General features: G+C 62.4%; 16 protein-coding genes. 11 read left to right on the plus strand and 5 right to left on the minus strand.

Annotation, left to right across the window (positions count from 1 at the left end):
• The first annotated feature begins 24 nt into the window (after positions 1 to 24).
• The 3 genes from glnA to ntrC all read left to right on the plus strand — a co-directional run bounded on the left by glnA (position 25) and on the right by ntrC (position 4,374).
• Entirely contained in the window at positions 25 to 1,431 is a 1,407-nt protein-coding gene (glnA, locus tag ACYU03_RS24210) for a glutamate--ammonia ligase (protein ID WP_461887129.1), read from the plus strand.
• Between the two features lie 424 nt (positions 1,432 to 1,855).
• A complete protein-coding gene (gene glnL, locus ACYU03_RS24215) occupies positions 1,856 to 2,941 on the plus strand; it encodes a nitrogen regulation protein NR(II) (protein ID WP_461887130.1) in 1,086 nt (361 codons plus the stop codon).
• Positions 2,938 to 4,374 carry a nitrogen regulation protein NR(I) gene (gene ntrC / locus ACYU03_RS24220; RefSeq protein ID WP_461887131.1) on the plus strand — a complete coding sequence of 479 codons (1,437 nt, stop codon included), beginning with the start codon at positions 2,938 to 2,940 and terminating at the stop codon, positions 4,372 to 4,374. The genes glnL and ntrC overlap by 4 nt, the downstream gene beginning before the upstream one ends.
• Positions 4,375 to 4,732: 358 nt before the next feature.
• Here the strand turns inward: ntrC and ACYU03_RS24225 are convergent, their stop codons facing one another.
• Positions 4,733 to 5,170 (minus strand): hypothetical protein, encoded by a 438-nt coding sequence (locus ACYU03_RS24225; protein WP_461887132.1) that lies wholly within the window; start codon positions 5,168 to 5,170, stop codon positions 4,733 to 4,735.
• Between ACYU03_RS24225 and ACYU03_RS24230 the strand changes: the two genes are divergently transcribed.
• Complete coding sequence (locus ACYU03_RS24230; RefSeq protein WP_461887133.1) at positions 5,169 to 5,624, plus strand: tRNA (cytidine(34)-2'-O)-methyltransferase; 456 nt, start codon at positions 5,169 to 5,171, stop codon at positions 5,622 to 5,624. The two genes, ACYU03_RS24225 and ACYU03_RS24230, sit on opposite strands and share 2 nt — an antisense overlap.
• Before the next feature lie 278 nt (positions 5,625 to 5,902).
• On the opposite strand, the gene secB is transcribed toward ACYU03_RS24230, so the two are convergent.
• Genes secB through ACYU03_RS24245 form a run of 3 tightly spaced genes read right to left on the minus strand, consistent with a single transcriptional unit; the run spans position 5,903 to position 7,097 of the window.
• Positions 5,903 to 6,388: a protein-export chaperone SecB gene (gene secB, locus ACYU03_RS24235; protein ID WP_461887134.1), complete on the minus strand. Its 486-nt coding sequence runs from the start codon at positions 6,386 to 6,388 to the stop codon at positions 5,903 to 5,905.
• 39 nt (positions 6,389 to 6,427) lie between these two features.
• Positions 6,428 to 6,682, minus strand: coding sequence for a glutaredoxin 3 (gene grxC / locus ACYU03_RS24240; RefSeq protein ID WP_461887135.1), 255 nt, complete (start codon positions 6,680 to 6,682; stop codon positions 6,428 to 6,430).
• A gap of 1 nt (position 6,683) precedes the next feature.
• A complete protein-coding gene (locus ACYU03_RS24245) occupies positions 6,684 to 7,097 on the minus strand; it encodes a rhodanese-like domain-containing protein (RefSeq protein ID WP_461887136.1) in 414 nt (137 codons plus the stop codon).
• A gap of 205 nt (positions 7,098 to 7,302) precedes the next feature.
• On the opposite strand from ACYU03_RS24245, the gene gpmI reads away from it, so the two are divergent.
• The 4 genes from gpmI to ACYU03_RS24265 all read left to right on the plus strand — a co-directional run bounded on the left by gpmI (position 7,303) and on the right by ACYU03_RS24265 (position 12,549).
• On the plus strand, positions 7,303 to 8,838 hold the full coding sequence (gene gpmI, locus ACYU03_RS24250) for a 2,3-bisphosphoglycerate-independent phosphoglycerate mutase (protein ID WP_461887137.1): 1,536 nt from the start codon (positions 7,303 to 7,305) through the stop codon (positions 8,836 to 8,838).
• A 233-nt stretch (positions 8,839 to 9,071) separates the two neighbouring features.
• Entirely contained in the window at positions 9,072 to 10,355 is a 1,284-nt protein-coding gene (locus ACYU03_RS24255) for a murein hydrolase activator EnvC family protein (protein WP_461887138.1), read from the plus strand.
• An 89-nt stretch (positions 10,356 to 10,444) separates the two neighbouring features.
• A complete protein-coding gene (locus ACYU03_RS24260; protein WP_461887139.1) occupies positions 10,445 to 11,767 on the plus strand; it encodes a S41 family peptidase in 1,323 nt (440 codons plus the stop codon).
• Positions 11,768 to 11,775: 8 nt separating this feature from the next.
• Positions 11,776 to 12,549 (plus strand): divergent polysaccharide deacetylase family protein, encoded by a 774-nt coding sequence (locus ACYU03_RS24265; RefSeq protein WP_461887140.1) that lies wholly within the window; start codon positions 11,776 to 11,778, stop codon positions 12,547 to 12,549.
• Positions 12,550 to 12,607: 58 nt separating this feature from the next.
• Here the strand turns inward: ACYU03_RS24265 and betT are convergent, their stop codons facing one another.
• Positions 12,608 to 14,611, minus strand: coding sequence for a choline BCCT transporter BetT (gene betT, locus ACYU03_RS24270; RefSeq protein ID WP_461887141.1), 2,004 nt, complete (start codon positions 14,609 to 14,611; stop codon positions 12,608 to 12,610).
• Between the two features lie 421 nt (positions 14,612 to 15,032).
• Between betT and betI the strand changes: the two genes are divergently transcribed.
• The 3 genes from betI to betA all read left to right on the plus strand — a co-directional run bounded on the left by betI (position 15,033) and on the right by betA (position 19,041).
• Positions 15,033 to 15,698 (plus strand): transcriptional regulator BetI, encoded by a 666-nt coding sequence (gene betI / locus ACYU03_RS24275; protein ID WP_461887142.1) that lies wholly within the window; start codon positions 15,033 to 15,035, stop codon positions 15,696 to 15,698.
• Between the two features lie 29 nt (positions 15,699 to 15,727).
• Entirely contained in the window at positions 15,728 to 17,200 is a 1,473-nt protein-coding gene (gene betB / locus ACYU03_RS24280) for a betaine-aldehyde dehydrogenase (RefSeq protein WP_461887143.1), read from the plus strand.
• A 149-nt stretch (positions 17,201 to 17,349) separates the two neighbouring features.
• Complete coding sequence (gene betA, locus ACYU03_RS24285; protein ID WP_461887144.1) at positions 17,350 to 19,041, plus strand: choline dehydrogenase; 1,692 nt, start codon at positions 17,350 to 17,352, stop codon at positions 19,039 to 19,041.
• The last annotated feature ends 243 nt before the right edge of the window (positions 19,042 to 19,284 follow it).

The following is a 19,284-nucleotide window of genomic DNA, read 5'->3' on the forward strand; positions in this document are numbered from 1 at the left end:
GCTCTTGACCATCCGGAGGACACCATGTCGAAGTCGGTTCAGCTCATCAAAGATCATGACGTAAAGTGGATTGATCTGCGTTTCACGGACACCAAAGGCAAGCAGCAACACGTCACCATGCCAGCTCGCGACGCGCTGGAAGATGAGTTCTTCGAAGCCGGTAAGATGTTCGACGGTTCCTCCATCGAAGGTTGGAAAGGCATCGAAGCCTCCGACATGATCCTTCTGCCGGACGACGACTCCGCCGTCCTGGACCCGTTCACCGAAGAGCCGACCCTGATCCTGGTCTGCGACGTGATCGAACCGTCCACCATGCAAGGCTACGACCGCGACCCACGCGCCATCGCCAAGCGTGCCGAGGAATACCTGAAGTCCACCGGTATCGGTGACACCGTATTCGTCGGTCCCGAGCCTGAGTTCTTCATCTTCGACGAAGTGAAGTTCAAGTCCGATATCTCCGGCTCGATGTTCAAGATCAACTCCGAGCAAGGCTCCTGGATGACCGATGGCGACATCGAAGGCGGCAACAAGGGCCACCGTCCGGCCGTCAAGGGTGGCTACTTCCCGGTCCCACCGGTCGACCACGACCACGAAATCCGTACCGCCATGTGCAACGCCATGGAAGAGATGGGCCTGGTCGTCGAAGTCCACCACCACGAAGTGGCTACCGCTGGCCAGAACGAAATCGGCGTGAAGTTCAACACCCTGGTCAAGAAGGCTGACGAAGTACAGACCCTCAAGTACTGCGTACACAACGTGGCCGATGCCTATGGCAAGACCGCGACCTTCATGCCCAAGCCCCTGTACGGCGACAACGGCTCCGGCATGCATGTGCACATGTCGATCTCCAAGGAAGGCAAGAACACCTTCGCTGGTGAAGGTTATGCCGGCCTGTCCGACACCGCCCTGTACTTCATCGGCGGCATCATCAAGCACGGCAAGGCCCTGAACGGCTTCACCAACCCTTCGACCAACTCCTACAAGCGTCTGGTTCCAGGTTTCGAAGCTCCGGTCATGCTGGCTTACTCCGCCCGTAACCGTTCGGCCTCGATCCGTATTCCATACGTTTCCAGCCCGAAAGCCCGCCGTATCGAAGCGCGCTTCCCGGACCCGGCTGCCAACCCGTACTTGTGCTTCGCCGCACTGCTGATGGCCGGCCTGGACGGCATCCAGAACAAGATCCACCCAGGCGATGCCGCCGACAAGAACCTGTACGACCTGCCGCCTGAAGAGGCCAAGGAAATCCCACAGGTTTGCGGTAGCCTGAAGGAAGCCCTGGAAGAACTGGACAAGGGCCGTGCGTTCCTGACCAAGGGTGGCGTGTTCTCCGACGACTTCATCAACGCTTACATCGAGCTGAAGTCGGAAGAAGAAATCAAAGTCCGTACCTTCGTACACCCGCTGGAATACGACCTGTACTACAGCGTCTGATGCATTGACGCCTGGCGTCAGCGGCATCCTCCCAAAATGGCCTCCTTCGTGAGGCCATTTTTTTCACCCCTACGCAGACAGCCCTCTCGAATGAGGCGCTACGCCCTCTCCTCCGGACACCGTCCCGGGATTGACTCCGCCCTACCAGACAACTACGCGGAAAAACCTGGAGCACCCTATGCTCTATATTGGTGCGCACGACGCCCGAGCGGGCTAATCCACTCCCCACTTTGGCTCACAAAAGTTGGAATTCCAGGCGTTTATAGCCCTGATCCGCGCAATTACAGGTCTTTATCCGGAAATCCCGCTTCTTTTCGGAGCCTTGGTTTGTTTTTTGCATTTTCTTCGTATCAGCGGATTACCAGCGCGCCCGCCCCTGGCCCAGCCAGAGGCGCCATGAGCCAAAAGAGGTCAACAACGCCTTATGACCATCAGCGATGCACTGCACCGTCTGCTCCTGGACAACCTGACCACTGCCACCATCCTGCTCAATGCCGAACTGCGCCTCGAGTACATGAATCCGGCAGCGGAAATGCTCTTGGCCATCAGTGGCCAGCGTAGCCATGGACAATTCATCAGTGAGCTGTTCACCGAATCGGCCGAGGCGCTCAACTCCTTGCGCCAGGCCGTGGAACAGGCACACCCGTTCACCAAGCGCGAGGCACAGCTGACATCGCTGAGCGGCCAGAACCTCACCGTCGACTATGCCGTCACGCCCATCCTCAACCAGGGCCAGACCCTGTTGTTGCTGGAGGTGCATCCGCGTGACCGACTGCTGCGCATCACCAAGGAAGAAGCCCAGCTGTCGAAGCAGGAGACCACCAAGATGCTGGTGCGCGGTCTCGCCCACGAGATCAAGAACCCCCTCGGTGGCATCCGTGGCGCCGCCCAGTTGCTGTCGCGGGAACTGCCCGCTGACGAGCTGCGCGACTACACCAACGTGATCATCGAGGAGGCCGACCGCCTGCGTAACCTGGTCGACCGCATGCTCGGCTCGAACAAGCTGCCATCGCTGGCCATGACCAATATCCATGAAGTGCTGGAGCGGGTCTGCAGCCTGGTCGAGGCGGAAAGCCAGGGCCTTATCACCATAGTGCGCGACTACGACCCAAGCCTGCCCGATGTGCTGATCGACCGCGAACAGATGATCCAGGCCGTACTCAACATCGTGCGCAACGCCATGCAAGCCATCAGCGGCCAGAACGAGCTGCGCCTGGGTCGCATCACCCTACGCAGCCGGGCCATGCGCCAGTTCACCATCGGCCACACTCGCCATCGCCTGGTGGCGCGGGTCGAGATCGCCGACAACGGCCCGGGCATTCCGGCAGAACTCCAGGACACCCTCTTCTACCCCATGGTCAGCGGTCGCCCGGACGGTACCGGGTTGGGCCTGGCTATCACCCAGAACATCATCAGCCAGCACCAGGGCCTGATCGAGTGTGACAGCCATCCTGGACACACCAACTTCTCGATCTTCCTGCCACTGGAACAAGGAGCCACTGCCTCATGAGCCGAAGTGAAACTGTCTGGATCGTCGACGATGATCGCTCCATCCGCTGGGTCCTGGAAAAGGCCCTGCAACAGGAGGGCATGACCACCCAGAGCTTCGACAGCGCCGATGGCGTCATGGGCCGCCTGGCACGACAGCAACCTGATGTGATCATCTCCGACATCCGCATGCCAGGTACCAGCGGCCTGGACCTGCTGGCGCAGATCCGCGAACAGCATCCGCGCCTGCCGGTGATCATCATGACCGCCCATTCGGACCTGGACAGTGCCGTGGCCTCCTACCAGGGAGGCGCCTTCGAGTACCTGCCCAAGCCCTTCGACGTGGACGAAGCCGTATCGCTGGTCAAGCGCGCCAACCAGCATGCCCAAGAGCAGCAAGGCCTGGATGCTCCACCCAGCCTGGCCCGTACCCCGGAGATCATCGGTGAAGCGCCGGCGATGCAGGAGGTGTTTCGGGCCATCGGCCGCCTCAGCCACTCCAATATTACCGTGCTGATCAACGGCGAGTCCGGCACTGGCAAGGAGCTGGTCGCCCATGCCCTACACCGCCACAGCCCTCGAGCTGCCTCGCCGTTCATCGCCCTGAACATGGCGGCAATCCCCAAGGACCTGATGGAGTCCGAGCTGTTCGGCCATGAGAAAGGCGCCTTCACCGGCGCAGCCAACCTGCGCCGAGGCCGTTTCGAGCAGGCTGACGGCGGCACCCTCTTCCTTGACGAGATCGGCGACATGCCCGCTGACACCCAAACCCGCCTGCTGCGGGTTTTGGCCGATGGCGAGTTCTACCGCGTTGGCGGCCACGTGCCAGTGAAAGTCGACGTACGCATCATCGCCGCCACCCACCAGAATCTGGAAACCCTGGTGCAGGCCGGCAAGTTCCGTGAAGACCTGTTCCACCGCCTGAACGTGATCCGCATCCACATTCCACGCCTGGCCGACCGTCGCGAAGACATCCCGGCTCTGGCCCGCCACTTCCTTGGCCGCGCCGCCCAAGAGTTGGCCGTCGAGCCCAAGCTGCTCAAGCCGGAAACCGAAGAGTTCATCCGTAACCTGCCCTGGCCGGGCAACGTACGCCAGTTGGAGAACACCTGCCGCTGGATCACCGTGATGGCCTCCAGCCGAGAGGTGCTCATTGGCGATCTGCCGCCCGAACTGCTCAACCTGCCCCAGGACGCCGCCCCGGTGACCAACTGGGAACAAGCCCTGCGCCAGTGGGCCGACCAGGCTCTGGCCCGTGGCCAGTCGAACCTGCTCGACAGCGCGGTGCCCAGCTTCGAGCGCATCATGATCGAGACTGCCCTCAAGCACACCGCTGGCCGCCGCCGTGATGCCGCTGTGCTGCTGGGCTGGGGCCGCAACACGCTGACCCGCAAGATCAAGGAACTGGGGATGAAGGTCGATGGCGGGGATGATGATGAGGGTGATGAGCACTGAGCCTCACCCCAGCCTTTGCACTCCCTCGCTGGCCCTCATAGAACAACACATAGCTCATTGACTTAGCAGGACCCTGCAGGAGCGGGCTTGCCCACGAATGCGTCGGTAAATTCACCGCCGCATTCGCGGGCAAGTCGGGGCGCCGAACCGCCGCTCCTACAGCAGCCGCCGCAACATGCAATGCACCGATCCTGTGCTTCTTGCACCGCCTGAAGGCACAAAGTAGCCGCCCTCCCCGCCCAACTCCCTCTAAACCGCCCATTTTTCGGCCTTTGCAGAATTGGCACGACACCTGCAATAAGCCAAGTACCTCCAGTTTTGGGGACCTCGGTACAGGCAGGCCGGGAAATCCCCTCTTTTATTCGTGCAGCCTCACCTGCACCCGCCAACGCCCAGCGTCCTCTGCACCGGCCCAGTCGCCGTGCAGGGGACGCGCGGCAATCAGGGTCACAAGCAAACCACCCTCACTGTTCTGCACACGCCAGCTGACGGGCTTGCCCTGCATCTGCAACTGGCCACGCTGGGCTTTACCCTGGGCATCGAACAGCAGCGCCACGGTCCCCTCCACCTCTTCCCCGTGCAACTTGGGTTCTTCGTTGAACCACAGGTCCAGCCCGGCCTCGGCCACCTCAACCCGCTCCAACACCCTAGGTTCAGGTGCAGTCAAGCGGCCGATCATCAGCCCCACCAGCATGCCCAGAATCGCCAGGGAGAACAGCACCCGTGGCCAGGCCTTCGAACGCGGGTCCGGTTCGAGGGTAGAATGCTCGCCATCTTCACGCTCGGAGCCGTGCATGTTTCACGTCATCCTTTTTCAACCAGAGATTCCGCCAAATACCGGCAACATTATCCGGCTCTGCGCCAACAGCGGCTGCGACCTGCACCTGATCGAACCCATAGGTTTCGAACTGGATGACAAGCGCCTGCGCCGGGCGGGCCTGGATTATCACGAGTATGCCACGCTCAAGCGCCATGAGAGCCTGGCCGGATGCCTGGAAAGCCTCGGCCAACCCCGGCTGTTCGCCTTTACCACCAAAGCCTCGCATCCCTACCATGAGGTCGCCTTCCAGCCAGGTGACGCCTTCCTGTTCGGCCCGGAAAGCCGTGGCCTGCCCGCCGACGTGCTCGACAGCCTGCCCCCCGAGCAGCGCCTGCGCCTGCCCATGCGCCCCGGCTGCCGCAGCCTCAACCTGTCCAACACCGTGGCCGTCACCGTCTACGAGGCCTGGCGCCAGCAGGGCTTTGCCTGAGATCGCGGGCAAAGCCTGCGAATCATAAAAAAGCGCCCCGCAGGGTAATGCTGTTCACTTAAGGCATCTGTCGTATGGTTTGGGGCCGCTGCGCGCCCCATCGCGACACAAGGCCGCTCCCACAAGGGGCTTGCCGATACGTAAATGTATGGCTTGCAAGTCCTCTGTGGGAGCGGCCTTGTGTCGCGATGGGCTGCGTAGCAGCCCCACCTGAAGGCACTCCAGCTTAAGTGAACAGCATTACCCCGCAGGACGCTTTTCGTTCGTCGCGGTAACGCTTACTGCAGCGACGGAGCTTCGCCAGCTTCCTGCATGCGCTGCATTTCCTGCGCGTACAGTGCGTCGAAGTTGACCGGCGAGAGCATCAGCGCCGGGAACGAACCACGGGTCACCAGGCTGTCCAGCGCCTCACGGGCATACGGGAACAGGATGTTCGGGCAGAACGCGCCCAGGGTGTGGCTCATCGAAGCGGCGTCGAGGTTCTTGATCAGGAAGATACCGGCCTGCTGCACTTCAGCGATGAAGGCCACTTCCTCGCCGTTCTTGACGGTGACCGACAGGGTCAGCACCACTTCATGGAAATCGCCTTCCAGGGCCTTCTGCTTGGTGTTCAGGTCCAGGGCGACGCTCGGCTCCCACTGCTGGCGGAAGATCGCCGGGCTTTTCGGAGCTTCGAACGACAGATCGCGCACGTAAATGCGCTGCATGGAGAACTGTGGAGCGTTTTCGTCAGCGGCAGCGCCGTTGTTCTGTTGGTCAGTCATGGCAGATCCTTTTTCTAAGGTCTTTTAAAGGGGGGTGAATCAAGCCTCGAGCAGAGCATCGAGCTTGCCCGCTCGCTCCAGCGCATACAGCTCATCGCAGCCACCCACGTGAGTGCTGCCGATCCATATCTGCGGCACCGAGGTACGGCCGGCCTTCTGGCTCATTTCAGCGCGCACCTGCGGCTTGCCGTCGACCCTGATCTCCTCGAAGGCCACGCCCTTGCTCTCGAGCAGGTACTTGGCACGGGAACAATAGGGGCAATAGTCGCTGGAGTAGACGATGACGGGCTTCATATCACTTCACCAGCGGCAGGTTATCGGCTTTCCAGCTGGAAACACCACCGCTCAGCTTGGCCGCGGTGTAGCCGGCCTTGATCAGTTCACCAGCGACGCCGCCTGAGTGCTGGCCCATGTTGTCGACGATGATCAGGGTCTTGGCCTTGTGTTTTTCCAGTTCGGCCATGCGACTGGTCAGCTTGTCCTGGGGAATGTTCAGGGCGCCGACGATATGGCCGGAGGAGTATTCCTTGGTCGGGCGGATGTCGATCACCAGGCCTTTTTCACTGTTGACCAGCGAGGTCAGCTCGCCGTTGCTCAAGCTGCGGCCGCCACGGCGGGCTTCGTTGAGGATCAGCAAGACCAGCAGAACGACGAAGATACCCACCAGTAGATAGTGATTTGTCGCGAATTCAATCAGGTTAGCAACCATCAGGGGTGTTTCCAGGCCATTGAAAATGCCGGCCAGTATACACAGCCCCCAAGGTCGGCCAAAGCCCGCCCGACAGGGCCGACGCCGGTAATGGCTGCAGCCTGTCGGCCCGGCTGGCAGCCAGGCCAAGGATAATTCGTCATCCCTGGCCGATTTGCCCTAAAATGCGTGTCTTTATCATCTTGAGCAACCGTGAGTGGGATTGATGACGAGCACGCCTAAACCCCTGGTCCTGATCATCCTGGATGGTTTCGGTCACAGCGAAAGCCCCGAGTACAACGCCATCTACTCGGCCAACACGCCGGTCTACGACCGCCTGCGCGCCAGCCAGCCACATGGCCTGATCTCCGGCTCCGGCATGGATGTCGGCCTGCCTGACGGCCAGATGGGCAACTCCGAGGTCGGCCACATGAACCTCGGCGCCGGGCGCGTGGTGTATCAGGACTTCACCCGGGTAACCAAGGCCATCCGTGACGGCGAGTTCTTCGAGAACCCGGTGCTGGCCGGCGCGGTCGACAAAGCTGCGGGTGCTGGCAAGGCCGTGCATATTCTTGGCCTGCTGTCGGATGGCGGCGTGCACAGCCACCAGGACCACCTGATCGCCATGGCCGAACTGGCCGCGCAACGGGGAGCCGAGAAAATCTACCTGCATGCCTTCCTCGACGGCCGTGACACCCCGCCGCGCAGCGCCCAATCCTCGCTGGAACTGCTCGACACCACCTTCCAGCGCCTTGGCAAGGGCCGCATTGCCAGCATCATCGGCCGCTACTTCGCCATGGACCGCGACAACCGCTGGGACCGCGTATCCGCCGCCTACAACCTGATCGTCGACAGTGTTGCCGAATACAGCGCCGACACGGCGGTGGCCGGTCTGGAAGCGGCCTATGCCCGCGACGAGAGCGATGAATTCGTCAAAGCCACCCGCATCGGCGAAGCGGTCAAGGTCGAGGACGGCGACGCGGTGATCTTCATGAACTTCCGCGCCGACCGCGCCCGCGAACTGTCCCGTGTGTTCGTCGAGCCTGATTTCAACGAGTTCCCCCGTGCCCGACTGCCCAAGCTGGCGGCCTACATCGGCCTGACCCAGTACTCGGCGAAGATCCCTGCGCCAGCGGCCTTCGCACCGGCCAGCCTGAACAACGTGCTCGGCGAATACCTGGCCAAGAACGGCAAGACCCAACTGCGCATCGCCGAAACCGAGAAGTATGCCCACGTCACCTTCTTCTTCTCCGGCGGACGCGAAGAACCGTTCGAAGGCGAGGAGCGCATCCTGATCCCCTCGCCGAAGGTCGCCACCTATGACCAGCAGCCGGAAATGAGCGCGCCCGAGGTCACCGACCGCATCGTCGAGGCCATCGAGCAGCAGCGCTACGACGTCATCGTGGTCAACTACGCCAATGGTGACATGGTAGGCCACACCGGCGTGTTCGAGGCAGCGGTCAAGGCCGTCGAAGCCTTGGACCACTGCGTAGGTCGCATCGTCGAGGCTCTGGACAAGGTCGGTGGCGAAGCCCTGATCACTGCCGACCATGGCAATGTCGAGCAGATGGAAGACGAGTGCACCGGTCAGGCGCACACCGCCCACACCACCGAGCCGGTACCGTTCATCTATGTCGGCAAGCGTGCCCTCAAGGTCCGCGAAGGCGGTGTCCTGGCAGACGTGGCCCCGACCATGCTGAAACTGATGGGCCTGGAGAAGCCGGCGGAAATGACCGGCACCTCGATCCTGGTCAACGCCTGAGATCCGCGCCAAGGGCCGCGATGCGGCCCATCGCGGCACTAAGGTCGCTCCCGCAGACTCTTCACTTGAAACCTAATGGGAACGGCCTTGTGTCGCGATCGAGGGCAAAGCCCTCGCAATGGCCGAACATTGATTTTCCAGACAAACGCCTACCGCATGTACCGTGGGGCGTTTTTTTTGCAGGCCATGGCGGGCATACTAGGCCCGTCTCCAGCCCCTGGTACGCCCATTCCATGCTTCGCGCCCTGATCCTCCTAGTCCTGACCTGCCTGCTCAGCCCGGCCTTCGCCGACGAGCGCGCGCAGACCCAGCAGAAACTCGACGCCACCCGCCAGGACATCGCCGAGTTACAGAAGATGCTGGGCAAGCTGCAGGAAGAAAAATCCGGCGTGCAGAAAGACCTGCGCGCTACCGAGACCGACATCGGCAAGCTTGAAAAGCAGGTGGAGGCTCTGCAACAGGAACTAAAAAAGACCGAGGGCGAGCTGGAGCGCCTTGATAACGAGAAAAAAAAACTCCAGAGCGCCCGCATTGAACAACAGCGACTGATTGCCGTCCAGGCCCGCTCGGCCTACCAGAATGGCCGTGAGGAATACCTCAAACTGCTGCTCAACCAGCAGAACCCGGAAAAATTCGCCCGCACCCTGACCTACTACGACTACCTGAGCAAGGCACGCCTGGAGCAATTGCGCGCCTTCAACGAAACCCTGCGCCAGCTGGCCGGCGTCGAGCAGGACATCGCCCGCCAGCAAGCCCAGTTGCTGGCCCAGCGCGGCAACCTCGACAGTCGCCGCCAGGAACTGGAGGCCGTGCGCAATGAACGCCGGCAAGTGTTGGCCAAGCTCAATAGCGACATGAAGGCCCGCGACCAGAAGCTCCAGTCCCGCCAGCAAGACCAGGCCGAGCTGACCCGCGTGCTCAAGACTATCGAAGAAACCCTCGCGCGCCAGGCCCGCGAAGCCGAGCAAGCACGCCAACGCGCTCTGCTGGCCCGGCAGGAAGCTGAAAAACAACGCCAACGCGAAGCCCTGGCGGCTCGCGACGATGGCTCGAAGAAGCCGCGCCCCCTTCTTGGCCCGCTGGTTTCCAGTACCGGCGAAACCTATGGCGGCGCTTTTTCTGCCGCACGCGGCAAACTTCCATGGCCGGTCAATGGTCGATTACTGGCACGCTTCGGCGAAGCCCGGGGTGACGACTCCCGGGCAAAGTGGGATGGTGTGATGATCAGTGCCACTCCCGGCAGCCAAGTACGCGCCGTGCATGGTGGCCGAGTGGTGTTCGCAGACTGGTTGCGCGGCGCCGGACTTCTGGTCATTCTCGACCATGGGAATGGTTACCTGAGCCTGTACGGCCACAACCAAAGCCTGCTCAAGAGCGCCGGAGACATCGTCAAGGCCGGGGAGGCCATCTCCACCGTTGGCAACAGTGGCGGCCAGGACAGCGCAGGCCTGTATTTCGCAATCCGCCAGCAGGGGCGCCCCAGCGACCCAGCGCAATGGTGCCGTGCCCAGGGATAGGCACCTTCTCTTATTTGACGGCGTAGCGCAGGCCATGGCTGCGCCGGTGCTCCCCGCGGAGCGTTATCAGGATCAGGAGTTCGTTCGACATGCAGCAATCGCCTCGCCTCACCTCGCTGGCCCTGACCATCGCCCTGGTCGTTGGCGCGCCCCTGGCCTGCGCGGCCGAGCCGGCCAGGCCAGCCGCGGCGTCCGCCACCGCAGTGACGACCAAGGCACCACTGCCGCTGGATGAGCTGCGTACCTTCGCCGAGGTCATGGACCGGATCAAGGCCGCCTATGTCGAACCGGTGGACGACAAGACCCTGCTGGAAAACGCCATCAAGGGCATGCTCGGCAATCTCGACCCACACTCCGCCTACCTCGGCCCGGAGGACTTCCAAGAACTGCAGGAAAGCACCAGCGGCGAGTTCGGCGGCCTGGGCATCGAGGTCGGCATGGAGGACGGTTTCGTCAAGGTCGTGTCGCCGATCGACGACACCCCTGCCTCGCGCGCGGGCATCGAGGCCGGCGACCTGATCGTCAAGATCAACGGCCAGCCGACTCGCGGCCAGACCATGACCGAGGCCGTGGACAAGATGCGTGGCAAGGTTGGCGAGAAGATCACCCTCACCCTGGTGCGCGACGGTGGAACGCCTTTCGACGTGACCCTGGCCCGGGCCGTGATCCAGGTCAAGAGCGTCAAGAGCCAGCTGCTCGAGGACAACTACGGCTACATCCGCATCACCCAGTTCCAGGTCAAGACCGGCGAGGAAGTCGGCAAGGCCCTGGCCAAGCTGCGCAAGGACAACGGCAAGAAGCTTCGCGGCCTGGTCCTGGACCTGCGCAACAACCCAGGCGGCGTGCTGCAGTCGGCAGTGGAAGTGGCCGACCATTTCCTGACCAAGGGCCTGATCGTCTACACCAAAGGCCGCATCGCCAACTCGGAGCTGCGCTTCTCCGCCGACCCGGCCGATGCCAGCGAAGGCGTGCCGCTCGTGGTACTGATCAACGGCGGCAGCGCCTCGGCGTCGGAGATCGTCGCCGGTGCCCTGCAGGACCAGAAACGCGGGGTGCTGATGGGCACCGACAGCTTCGGCAAGGGCTCGGTGCAGACCGTGCTGCCGCTGAACAACGACCGGGCGCTCAAGCTCACCACCGCCCTGTACTACACCCCTAACGGCCGCTCGATCCAGGCCCAGGGCATCGTTCCAGATATCGAGGTGCGGCCGGCCAAGCTCACCGCCGAGCAGGACAACGATAACTTCAAGGAAGCCGACCTGCAGGGCCACCTGGGCAATGGCAATGGTGGTGCCGACCGGCCTTCGAGCAGCAGCGCTGCCAAACGCCAGGAACGTCCACAGGACAACGACTTCCAGCTCAGCCAGGCTCTGAGCCTGCTCAAGGGCCTGAGCATCACCCAGAGCAAGTGACATCCTGCATGCGTTACCTGCTGTGTACCCTTTTGTGCCTGTTGAGCGGCGCCGTGTTCGCGGCACCTGCCCAACAGGGCAAGGCCTACCTGAGCGTGATCATCGACGACCTGGGCCAGAATACTGCCCGTGACAGCCGCGTACTTGCCCTGCCCGGCCCGGTGACCCTGGCGATCATGCCTGACACGCCCCACGCCACCGATTTCGCCCGCCAGGCCCACCATGCCGGCAAGACGGTGATCCTGCACATGCCCATGGACCCGGCCACCGGCCCCTACGCCTGGCACCCCGGTACGCCAGTATCGGAACTGGCCCAGCGCCTGGACGCCGCCCTTACCAAGGTGCCCTACGCCGCCGGGATCAACAATCACATGGGCAGCCGCATGACCTCACAGCCCGGCCCCATGGCCTGGCTGATGAGCGAACTGCAGCGCCGCCACCTGTTCTTCGTCGACAGCCGTACCAGCGCAGCTACCGTGGCGGCGGCCAAAGCCCAGGAAATCGGCCTGGCCCATGTCTCGCGAGATGTCTTCCTCGATGACGTGCGCACCCCCGAAGCCATAACCGCCCAGCTTCAGCAAGGTATTGCCCTGGCCCACAAGCAAGGCTCGGCCGTGCTGATAGGCCACCCCTACCCACAGACGCTCGAAGTGCTTGAACGCGAGCTGCCCCGGCTCAAGAGCCAGGGCATCGAGTGGATCGATATCCACCAGGTAATCGCGGAGCGCAGTAACCGGGCCATGCCCGCACACGGCAAGCAGGGCCTGTATCACAACCGCTGATGTCCCTTACTCGAAACCAGCGAGCGCGGGCTGTCGGTTTGCGCTCAGTCAGGCAACATCAGCTGTAGACACGCCCCAGCAGCTGGCGATGGCTCTCGAACTGATCGAGTACATCACGCACGACCTGATCACGGGTGAAGCCCATCAGGTCATACTCCTGGCTGCCGTCATGTAGGTAGACCTCCGCGCGATAGAAGCGCTGGCGCACTTCAGGCTCGCCTTCGACCGGTGCCTCGCTCGGCGCGGCCAGGTAGCCATCCAGGCTCACTTCATAAACGAAAGGGTTGCCCTCTTCCATCATCACCCGCAGGCCCATGGACGCACGCGACTGTCCTACACGGGTTTCCACAGTGAAACCCAGGGTCTGCAATTGCGCAGCGGCTTCCTTGAGGGCCGGGCTGACTTGCTTGTCCATGAACCGCTGAACCACGGCCTGGGTCGGCTGCAGTTCCATCTGGCTCAGGCGCTCGCTGAAGCCGCGGCGACCACGGGCGGCCAGTTCGGCCCGCTCCTGCTCGGCCTGGACGTCCTGTTTCATGGCCTTGTACAGGCCAAACATGAACAGCACCAGCACCACCGAGAACGGCAGGCCGGCCAGCACCACCATGGTCTGCATGGCTTCGAAGTTGCCTGCGAACAGCAGGCCGATGGTAACCAGGGTGATGACCGCCGACCAGAAGATACGCAGCCAGTGCGGCGCATCTTCGTCCACCTGGCCGCCTTTGCACGACAAGTTGGCCATCATTACCGCGCCAGAGTCAGCCGGGGTCAGGAACAACACGAAGCCGACGAACACAGCCACACCCACGACGATCTTCGCCGCTGGGAAGTACTCGAGCAGTTGGTAGATCGACATCGACGGCTGTTCAAGGGCGGTCTTGCCCAGTTCCACCGCTCCCTGGTTGATCACCAGGTCCAGCGCGGTGTTGCCGAAGATCGACAGCCAGGCCAAAGTGAAGCCCAACGGGATCAGCAGCACGCCGGCCACCAGCTCGCGCACGGTGCGGCCACGGGAGATACGTGCAATGAACATCCCGACGAATGGGCCCCAGGAGATCCACCAGGCCCAGTAGAACACGGTCCACAAGCCCAGCCAGCGCTCGGACTTATTGCTGTCACCCTCGTAGACGTAGAGATCGAAGGTCTTGAGCACTACGCCGTTGAGGTAATCGCCGATGTTTTGCACGAAGCCGTTGAGCAGGTGCAGGGTCGGACCGTTGAGCAGCACGAACAGCAGCAGGCCGCTGAACAGCAGGATGTTCAGGTTGGACAGGCGGCGGATGCCGTTCTCCACGCCCGACACCGCCGCGATGGTCGCCACGGTGCTCATGACCAGGATCACCACCAGCAGGTTGGTCTTGCTGTGGTCCACGCCGAACAGGTACTCAAGGCCCGAGGCCACCTGCATCGAGCCGATGCCCAGGTTGGTCACCAGGCCCAGCAGGGTCACGAACATGCCGAAGATGTCGACGGCGTGCCCGGCACCGCCCTTGACCCAACGCTCACCGACCAGCGGATACAGCGCCGAACGCAAGGCCAGCGGCTGGTTGTGACGGTAGGCGAAATAAGCCACGGCCAAGCCGACCAGGGCATAGATCGCCCAGCCGTGCAGCCCCCAATGCAAGAAGGTCAACTGCAAGCCTTGGCGTGCGGCCTCCAGGCTGGCGGGCGAGCCTTGCGGCGGATTGAAATAATGGTCCAGAGGCTCGGAGGCGCCGAAGTACAACAGCGAGATACCGATGCCGGAGGAAAACAGCATGCCGGCCCAGGCGCCGTAGCTGAAGTCGGGCTTGTCTTCCTTGCCGCCAAGCTTGAGCTTGCCGAAGTCCGAGAAAGCCAGCGCGATGACGAACAGCAGGTAGCCGCATATCACCAGCATGTAGTACCAGCCAAACGTGCGCGTCAGCCAGGCCTGGGCCAGGCCCAGCACATGGCCGGCAGTTTCGGGAACAGCGATAAGCAAGGCAGTCAACAGCAGGATCAGCAGTGCCGAGGTGTAGAACACCACGCTGTTGACCCGGACCCTTTCGGCGGGGGTCTTGGTTAGGGAGGCAGAACTCATTGCACGAATGCTCCGGGCAGTGCGGGAGTGGAGGCTAATCAATCTGTACCCTGCGCAATTGGTGCAATAGCCCTACTACGTCAGGTGTTATAAATGCACCTTGGAAACCGTGATCCCGAATCGAAACGTTGTAAAAACAGACTGCAACCCCGCTCCGAGGGTCGGCCGCGCAGTCCCAGACCGCTCGGCAGAATCTGTCCAACGCCTCGCTTACACCCGTCAACGCCTTGTATTCCGGGGGTTACACGATTTTTTGGGGTGCCAATTCTGTGCCGACTGAACCGCTTAAAATGCTGTCAAGGGCACAAATTGTCGCAGAGCATATTCTTTGTTGATTGAACGTTCAATCAAAACAAAATAGACTGGCCTTCGCCGAGGCAGCCGTTCGTCGTCTGCTCGCAGGCCTGAGGAGATACGCAAGATGCCCAAGGTCGGTATGCAACCCATCCGCCGCCAGCAGTTGATCGACGCCACGCTGATGGCCGTCGACCAAGTCGGGATGGGGGACGCCAGCATTGCGCTGATTGCCCGTTTGGCCGGTGTGTCGAATGGCATCATCAGTCACTACTTTCGGGACAAGAACGGCCTGATCGCAGCGACCATGCGCTACCTCATGAGCGCGCTGAACGAGAGCATCGCCGCACGTCGGCAGGCACTCGGAGACGACAGCCCACGAGCTCACCTGCAGGTGATCATCGAAGGCAACTTCGATGCGAGCCAAGTCAGCGGCCCGGCAATGAAAACCTGGTTGGCCTTCTGGGCCGCCAGCATGCACCAGCCGTCCTTGCACAGGTTGCAGCGGATCAACGACCACCGCTTGTATTCCAACCTGTGCTGCCAGTTCCGCCGAGTGCTGCCGCTGCCTGAAGCACGCAGCGCCGCCCGTGGCCTGGCAGCCTTGATCGACGGACTGTGGCTGCGCGGCGCCCTGTCAGGAGACGCTTTCGATACTGACCAGGCGCAGCAAATCGCTTACGAATACATGGATCTACAACTGGCGAAACAGCAGCGCCCGGACCCAAACCCCCAGGCCTCTGAACCACCGCGCCCAGCCATTGCCAAACAGGCAGGAGCACAGCGCGGATAGCCAACACACACTGCACTTGCGAGGACACTATGGCCCGTTTCGAAACGCAAAAACTCTACATTGATGGTGGTTATGTCGACGCTGGCAGCGATGCCACCTTCGAAGCCATCAACCCGGCCAACGGCGAAGTCCTCGCCCATGTGCAACGTGCCACCCAAGCAGACGTCGAGCGCGCCGTGGAAAGCGCCGAACGTGGCCAGAAAGTCTGGGCCGCGATGACCGCCATGCAGCGCTCGCGTATCCTGCGCCGTGCCGTCGACATCCTGCGCGAGCGCAACGACGAGCTGGCCATGCTGGAAACCCTGGACACCGGCAAGTCCTACTCCGAGACCCGCTACGTCGACATCGTCACCGGCGCCGACGTGCTGGAATACTACGCAGGCCTGGTCCCGGCCATCGAAGGTGAACAGATCCCGCTGCGCGACAGCTCCTTCGTCTACACCCGCCGTGAGCCGCTGGGCGTGACCGTTGGTATCGGCGCCTGGAACTACCCGATCCAGATCGCCCTGTGGAAATCCGCCCCGGCCCTGGCCGCCGGCAATGCGATGATCTTCAAGCCAAGCGAAGTGACCTCGCTGACCACCCTGAAACTGGCCGAGATCTACACCGAAGCCGGCCTGCCGGACGGCGTGTTCAACGTCCTGACCGGCAGCGGCCGTGAAGTCGGCACCTGGCTGACTGAGCACCCACGCATCGAGAAAGTCTCCTTCACCGGCGGCACCACTACCGGCAAGAAGGTCATGGCCAGCGCCTCCAGCTCTTCGCTCAAGGAAGTGACCATGGAGCTGGGCGGCAAGTCGCCTCTGATCATCTGCGACGACGCCGATCTGGACCGCGCCGCCGACATCGCCATGATGGCCAACTTCTACAGCTCGGGCCAAGTTTGTACCAATGGCACCCGCGTGTTCGTCCCAGCGTCTCTGAAAGCAGCCTTCGAAGCCAAGATCGCCGAGCGCGTGGCGCGCATCCGCGCCGGTAACCCGGAAGACGAGAACACCAACTTCGGCCCGCTGGTCAGCTTTGCCCACATGGAGAGCGTGCTGAGCTACATCGCCAAGGGCAAGGCAGAAGGCGCCCGCGTACTGTGCGGTGGCGAACGCATGCTTGAAGGCGACTTCGCCAAAGGCGCCTTCGTCGCCCCGACCGTATTCACCGACTGCCGTGACGACATGACCATCGTCAAGGAAGAGATCTTCGGCCCGGTCATGAGCATCCTCAGCTACGAAACCGAAGAAGAAGTCATCCGCCGCGCCAACGATACCGAGTACGGCCTGGCCGCCGGCGTCTGCACCAACGACATCAGCCGCGCCCACCGCATCATCCACCAGTTGGAAGCCGGTATCTGCTGGATCAACGCCTGGGGCGAGTCGCCGGCGGAAATGCCGGTCGGCGGTTACAAGCAATCCGGTGTCGGCCGCGAAAACGGCATCAGCTCGCTGGCCCAGTACACTCGCATCAAATCCGTTCAGGTTGAGCTGGGCGGCTACACATCGGTCTTCTGACCGACAGCCCCAAGCTTCAAGCTGCAAAAAAGCGCCGGTCGGCATCAAGCCACCGGCCCTTGCAGGTCCATCCATTCGCGAGCTTCGCACGACTGCTTTTTCTTGCAGCTTGTAGCTAGAAGCTTGCAGCTGCATTTCGGAGAAATGCCATGGAATATGATTACATCATCGTCGGTGCCGGCTCGGCCGGTAACACCCTGGCGACCCGCCTGACCGAAGACGCAGGCGTCACCGTGCTGCTGCTCGAAGCCGGCGGCCCGGACTACCGTTTCGACTTCCGCACCCAGATGCCGGCCGCCCTGGCCTTCCCACTGCAAGGCCGCCGCTACAACTGGGCCTACGAGACCGACCCGGAGCCGCACATGGACGGTCGCCGCATGGAGTGCGGTCGCGGCAAGGGCCTGGGTGGCTCGTCGCTGATCAACGGCATGTGCTACATCCGCGGCAACGCCCTGGACTTCGACGGCTGGGCCAAGCTGCCAGGCCTCGAGGACTGGACATACCTGGACTGCCTGCCCTATTTCAGGAAGGCAGAGACGCGTGACATCGGCCCGAACGACTACCACGGTGGCGACGGTCCGGTCAGCGTGACTACGCCGAAGGCCGGTAACAACCCGCTGTTCCACGCCATGGTCGAAGCCGGCGTGCAGGCAGGCTACCCGCGTACAGAAGACCTCAACGGCTACCAGCAGGAAGGCTTCGGCCCGATGGACCGCACCGTGACGCCGAAAGGCCGTCGCGCCAGCACTGCCCGTGGCTACTTGGACCAGGCCAAGAAGCGCCCGAACCTGACCATCGTCACTCACGCCCTGAGCGACCGCATCCTGTTCGACGGCAAACGCGCCATCGGCGTGACCTACCTGGTCGGCGACAGCGAAGAGCGCGTGGAAGCCCGCGCACGCAAGGAAGTCATCGTCAGCTCCGGCGCAATCGCTTCGCCACAACTGCTGCAACGCTCCGGCGTCGGCCCGCGCGAACTACTGGAAAGCCTGGACATCCCCGTCGTTCACGAGCTGCCTGGCGTCGGCGAAAACCTGCAGGATCACTTGGAGCTGTACATGCAGTTCGCCTGCACCCAGCCGGTCTCGCTGTACCCATCGCTGCTGTGGTGGAACCAGCCGGCCATCGGTGCCGAGTGGCTGTTCAACGGCACCGGCATCGGCGCCAGTAACCAGTTCGAGGCCGGCGGTTTCATCCGTACCCGTCCTGAGTTCGAGTGGCCTAACATCCAGTACCACTTCCTGCCTGTGGCCATTAACTACAACGGCAGCAACGGCGTGAAGGAGCATGGCTTTCAGGCACACATGGGCTCCATGCGCTCGCCGAGCCGTGGCCGCATCCGCCTGAAGTCCAAGGACCCGCGCCAGCACCCCAGCATCCTGTTCAACTACATGGCCAGCGAGCAGGACTGGCAGGAGTTCCGCGACGGTATCCGCCTGACCCGCGAGATCATGGCCCAGCCGGCACTGGACCCTTACCGCGGCCGCGAGATCAGCCCGGGCGCCCACGTGCAGACGGACGAAGAGCTGGATAAGTTCATCCGCGAGCACGCCGAGACCGCGTTCCACCCGTCCTGCTCGTGCAAGATGGGCACCGACGAGATGGCGGTGGTGGACGGCGAAGGCCGCGTGCATGGCATGCAGGGCCTGCGTGTGGTCGACGCTTCGATCATGCCGATCATCATCACCGGCAACCTCAACGCCACGACGATCATGATTGCCGAGAAGATCTCCGACAAGATCCGTGGCCAACAGCCGCTGCCACGCAGCACCGCCAAGTACTACGTGGCTAACGGTGCGCCGGTGAAGGGCAAGCCGATGCGTGAAGTGAAGCAAGGCTGATTCGCTGCGACCACTTCGCGCACAAGCCCGCTCCCAGCGGTTTCCACTGCCCTAGGGGCCAGTGACAATCCTGTAGGAGCGGGCTTGCCCGCGAACAGGCCTGCACAAGCAGCACAAGAGAAGGCACCCTCCGCGGTGCCTTTTCCACATTTGTAGAAACACTTTACAGGCCGCCAATTCATCGGGTTAGAATCGGTTGGCATGCGACCTGCTAGTTCACACTACCAAGTCCCCCTTTTCCGC

This window comes from Pseudomonas sp. X10, assembly GCF_054889225.1.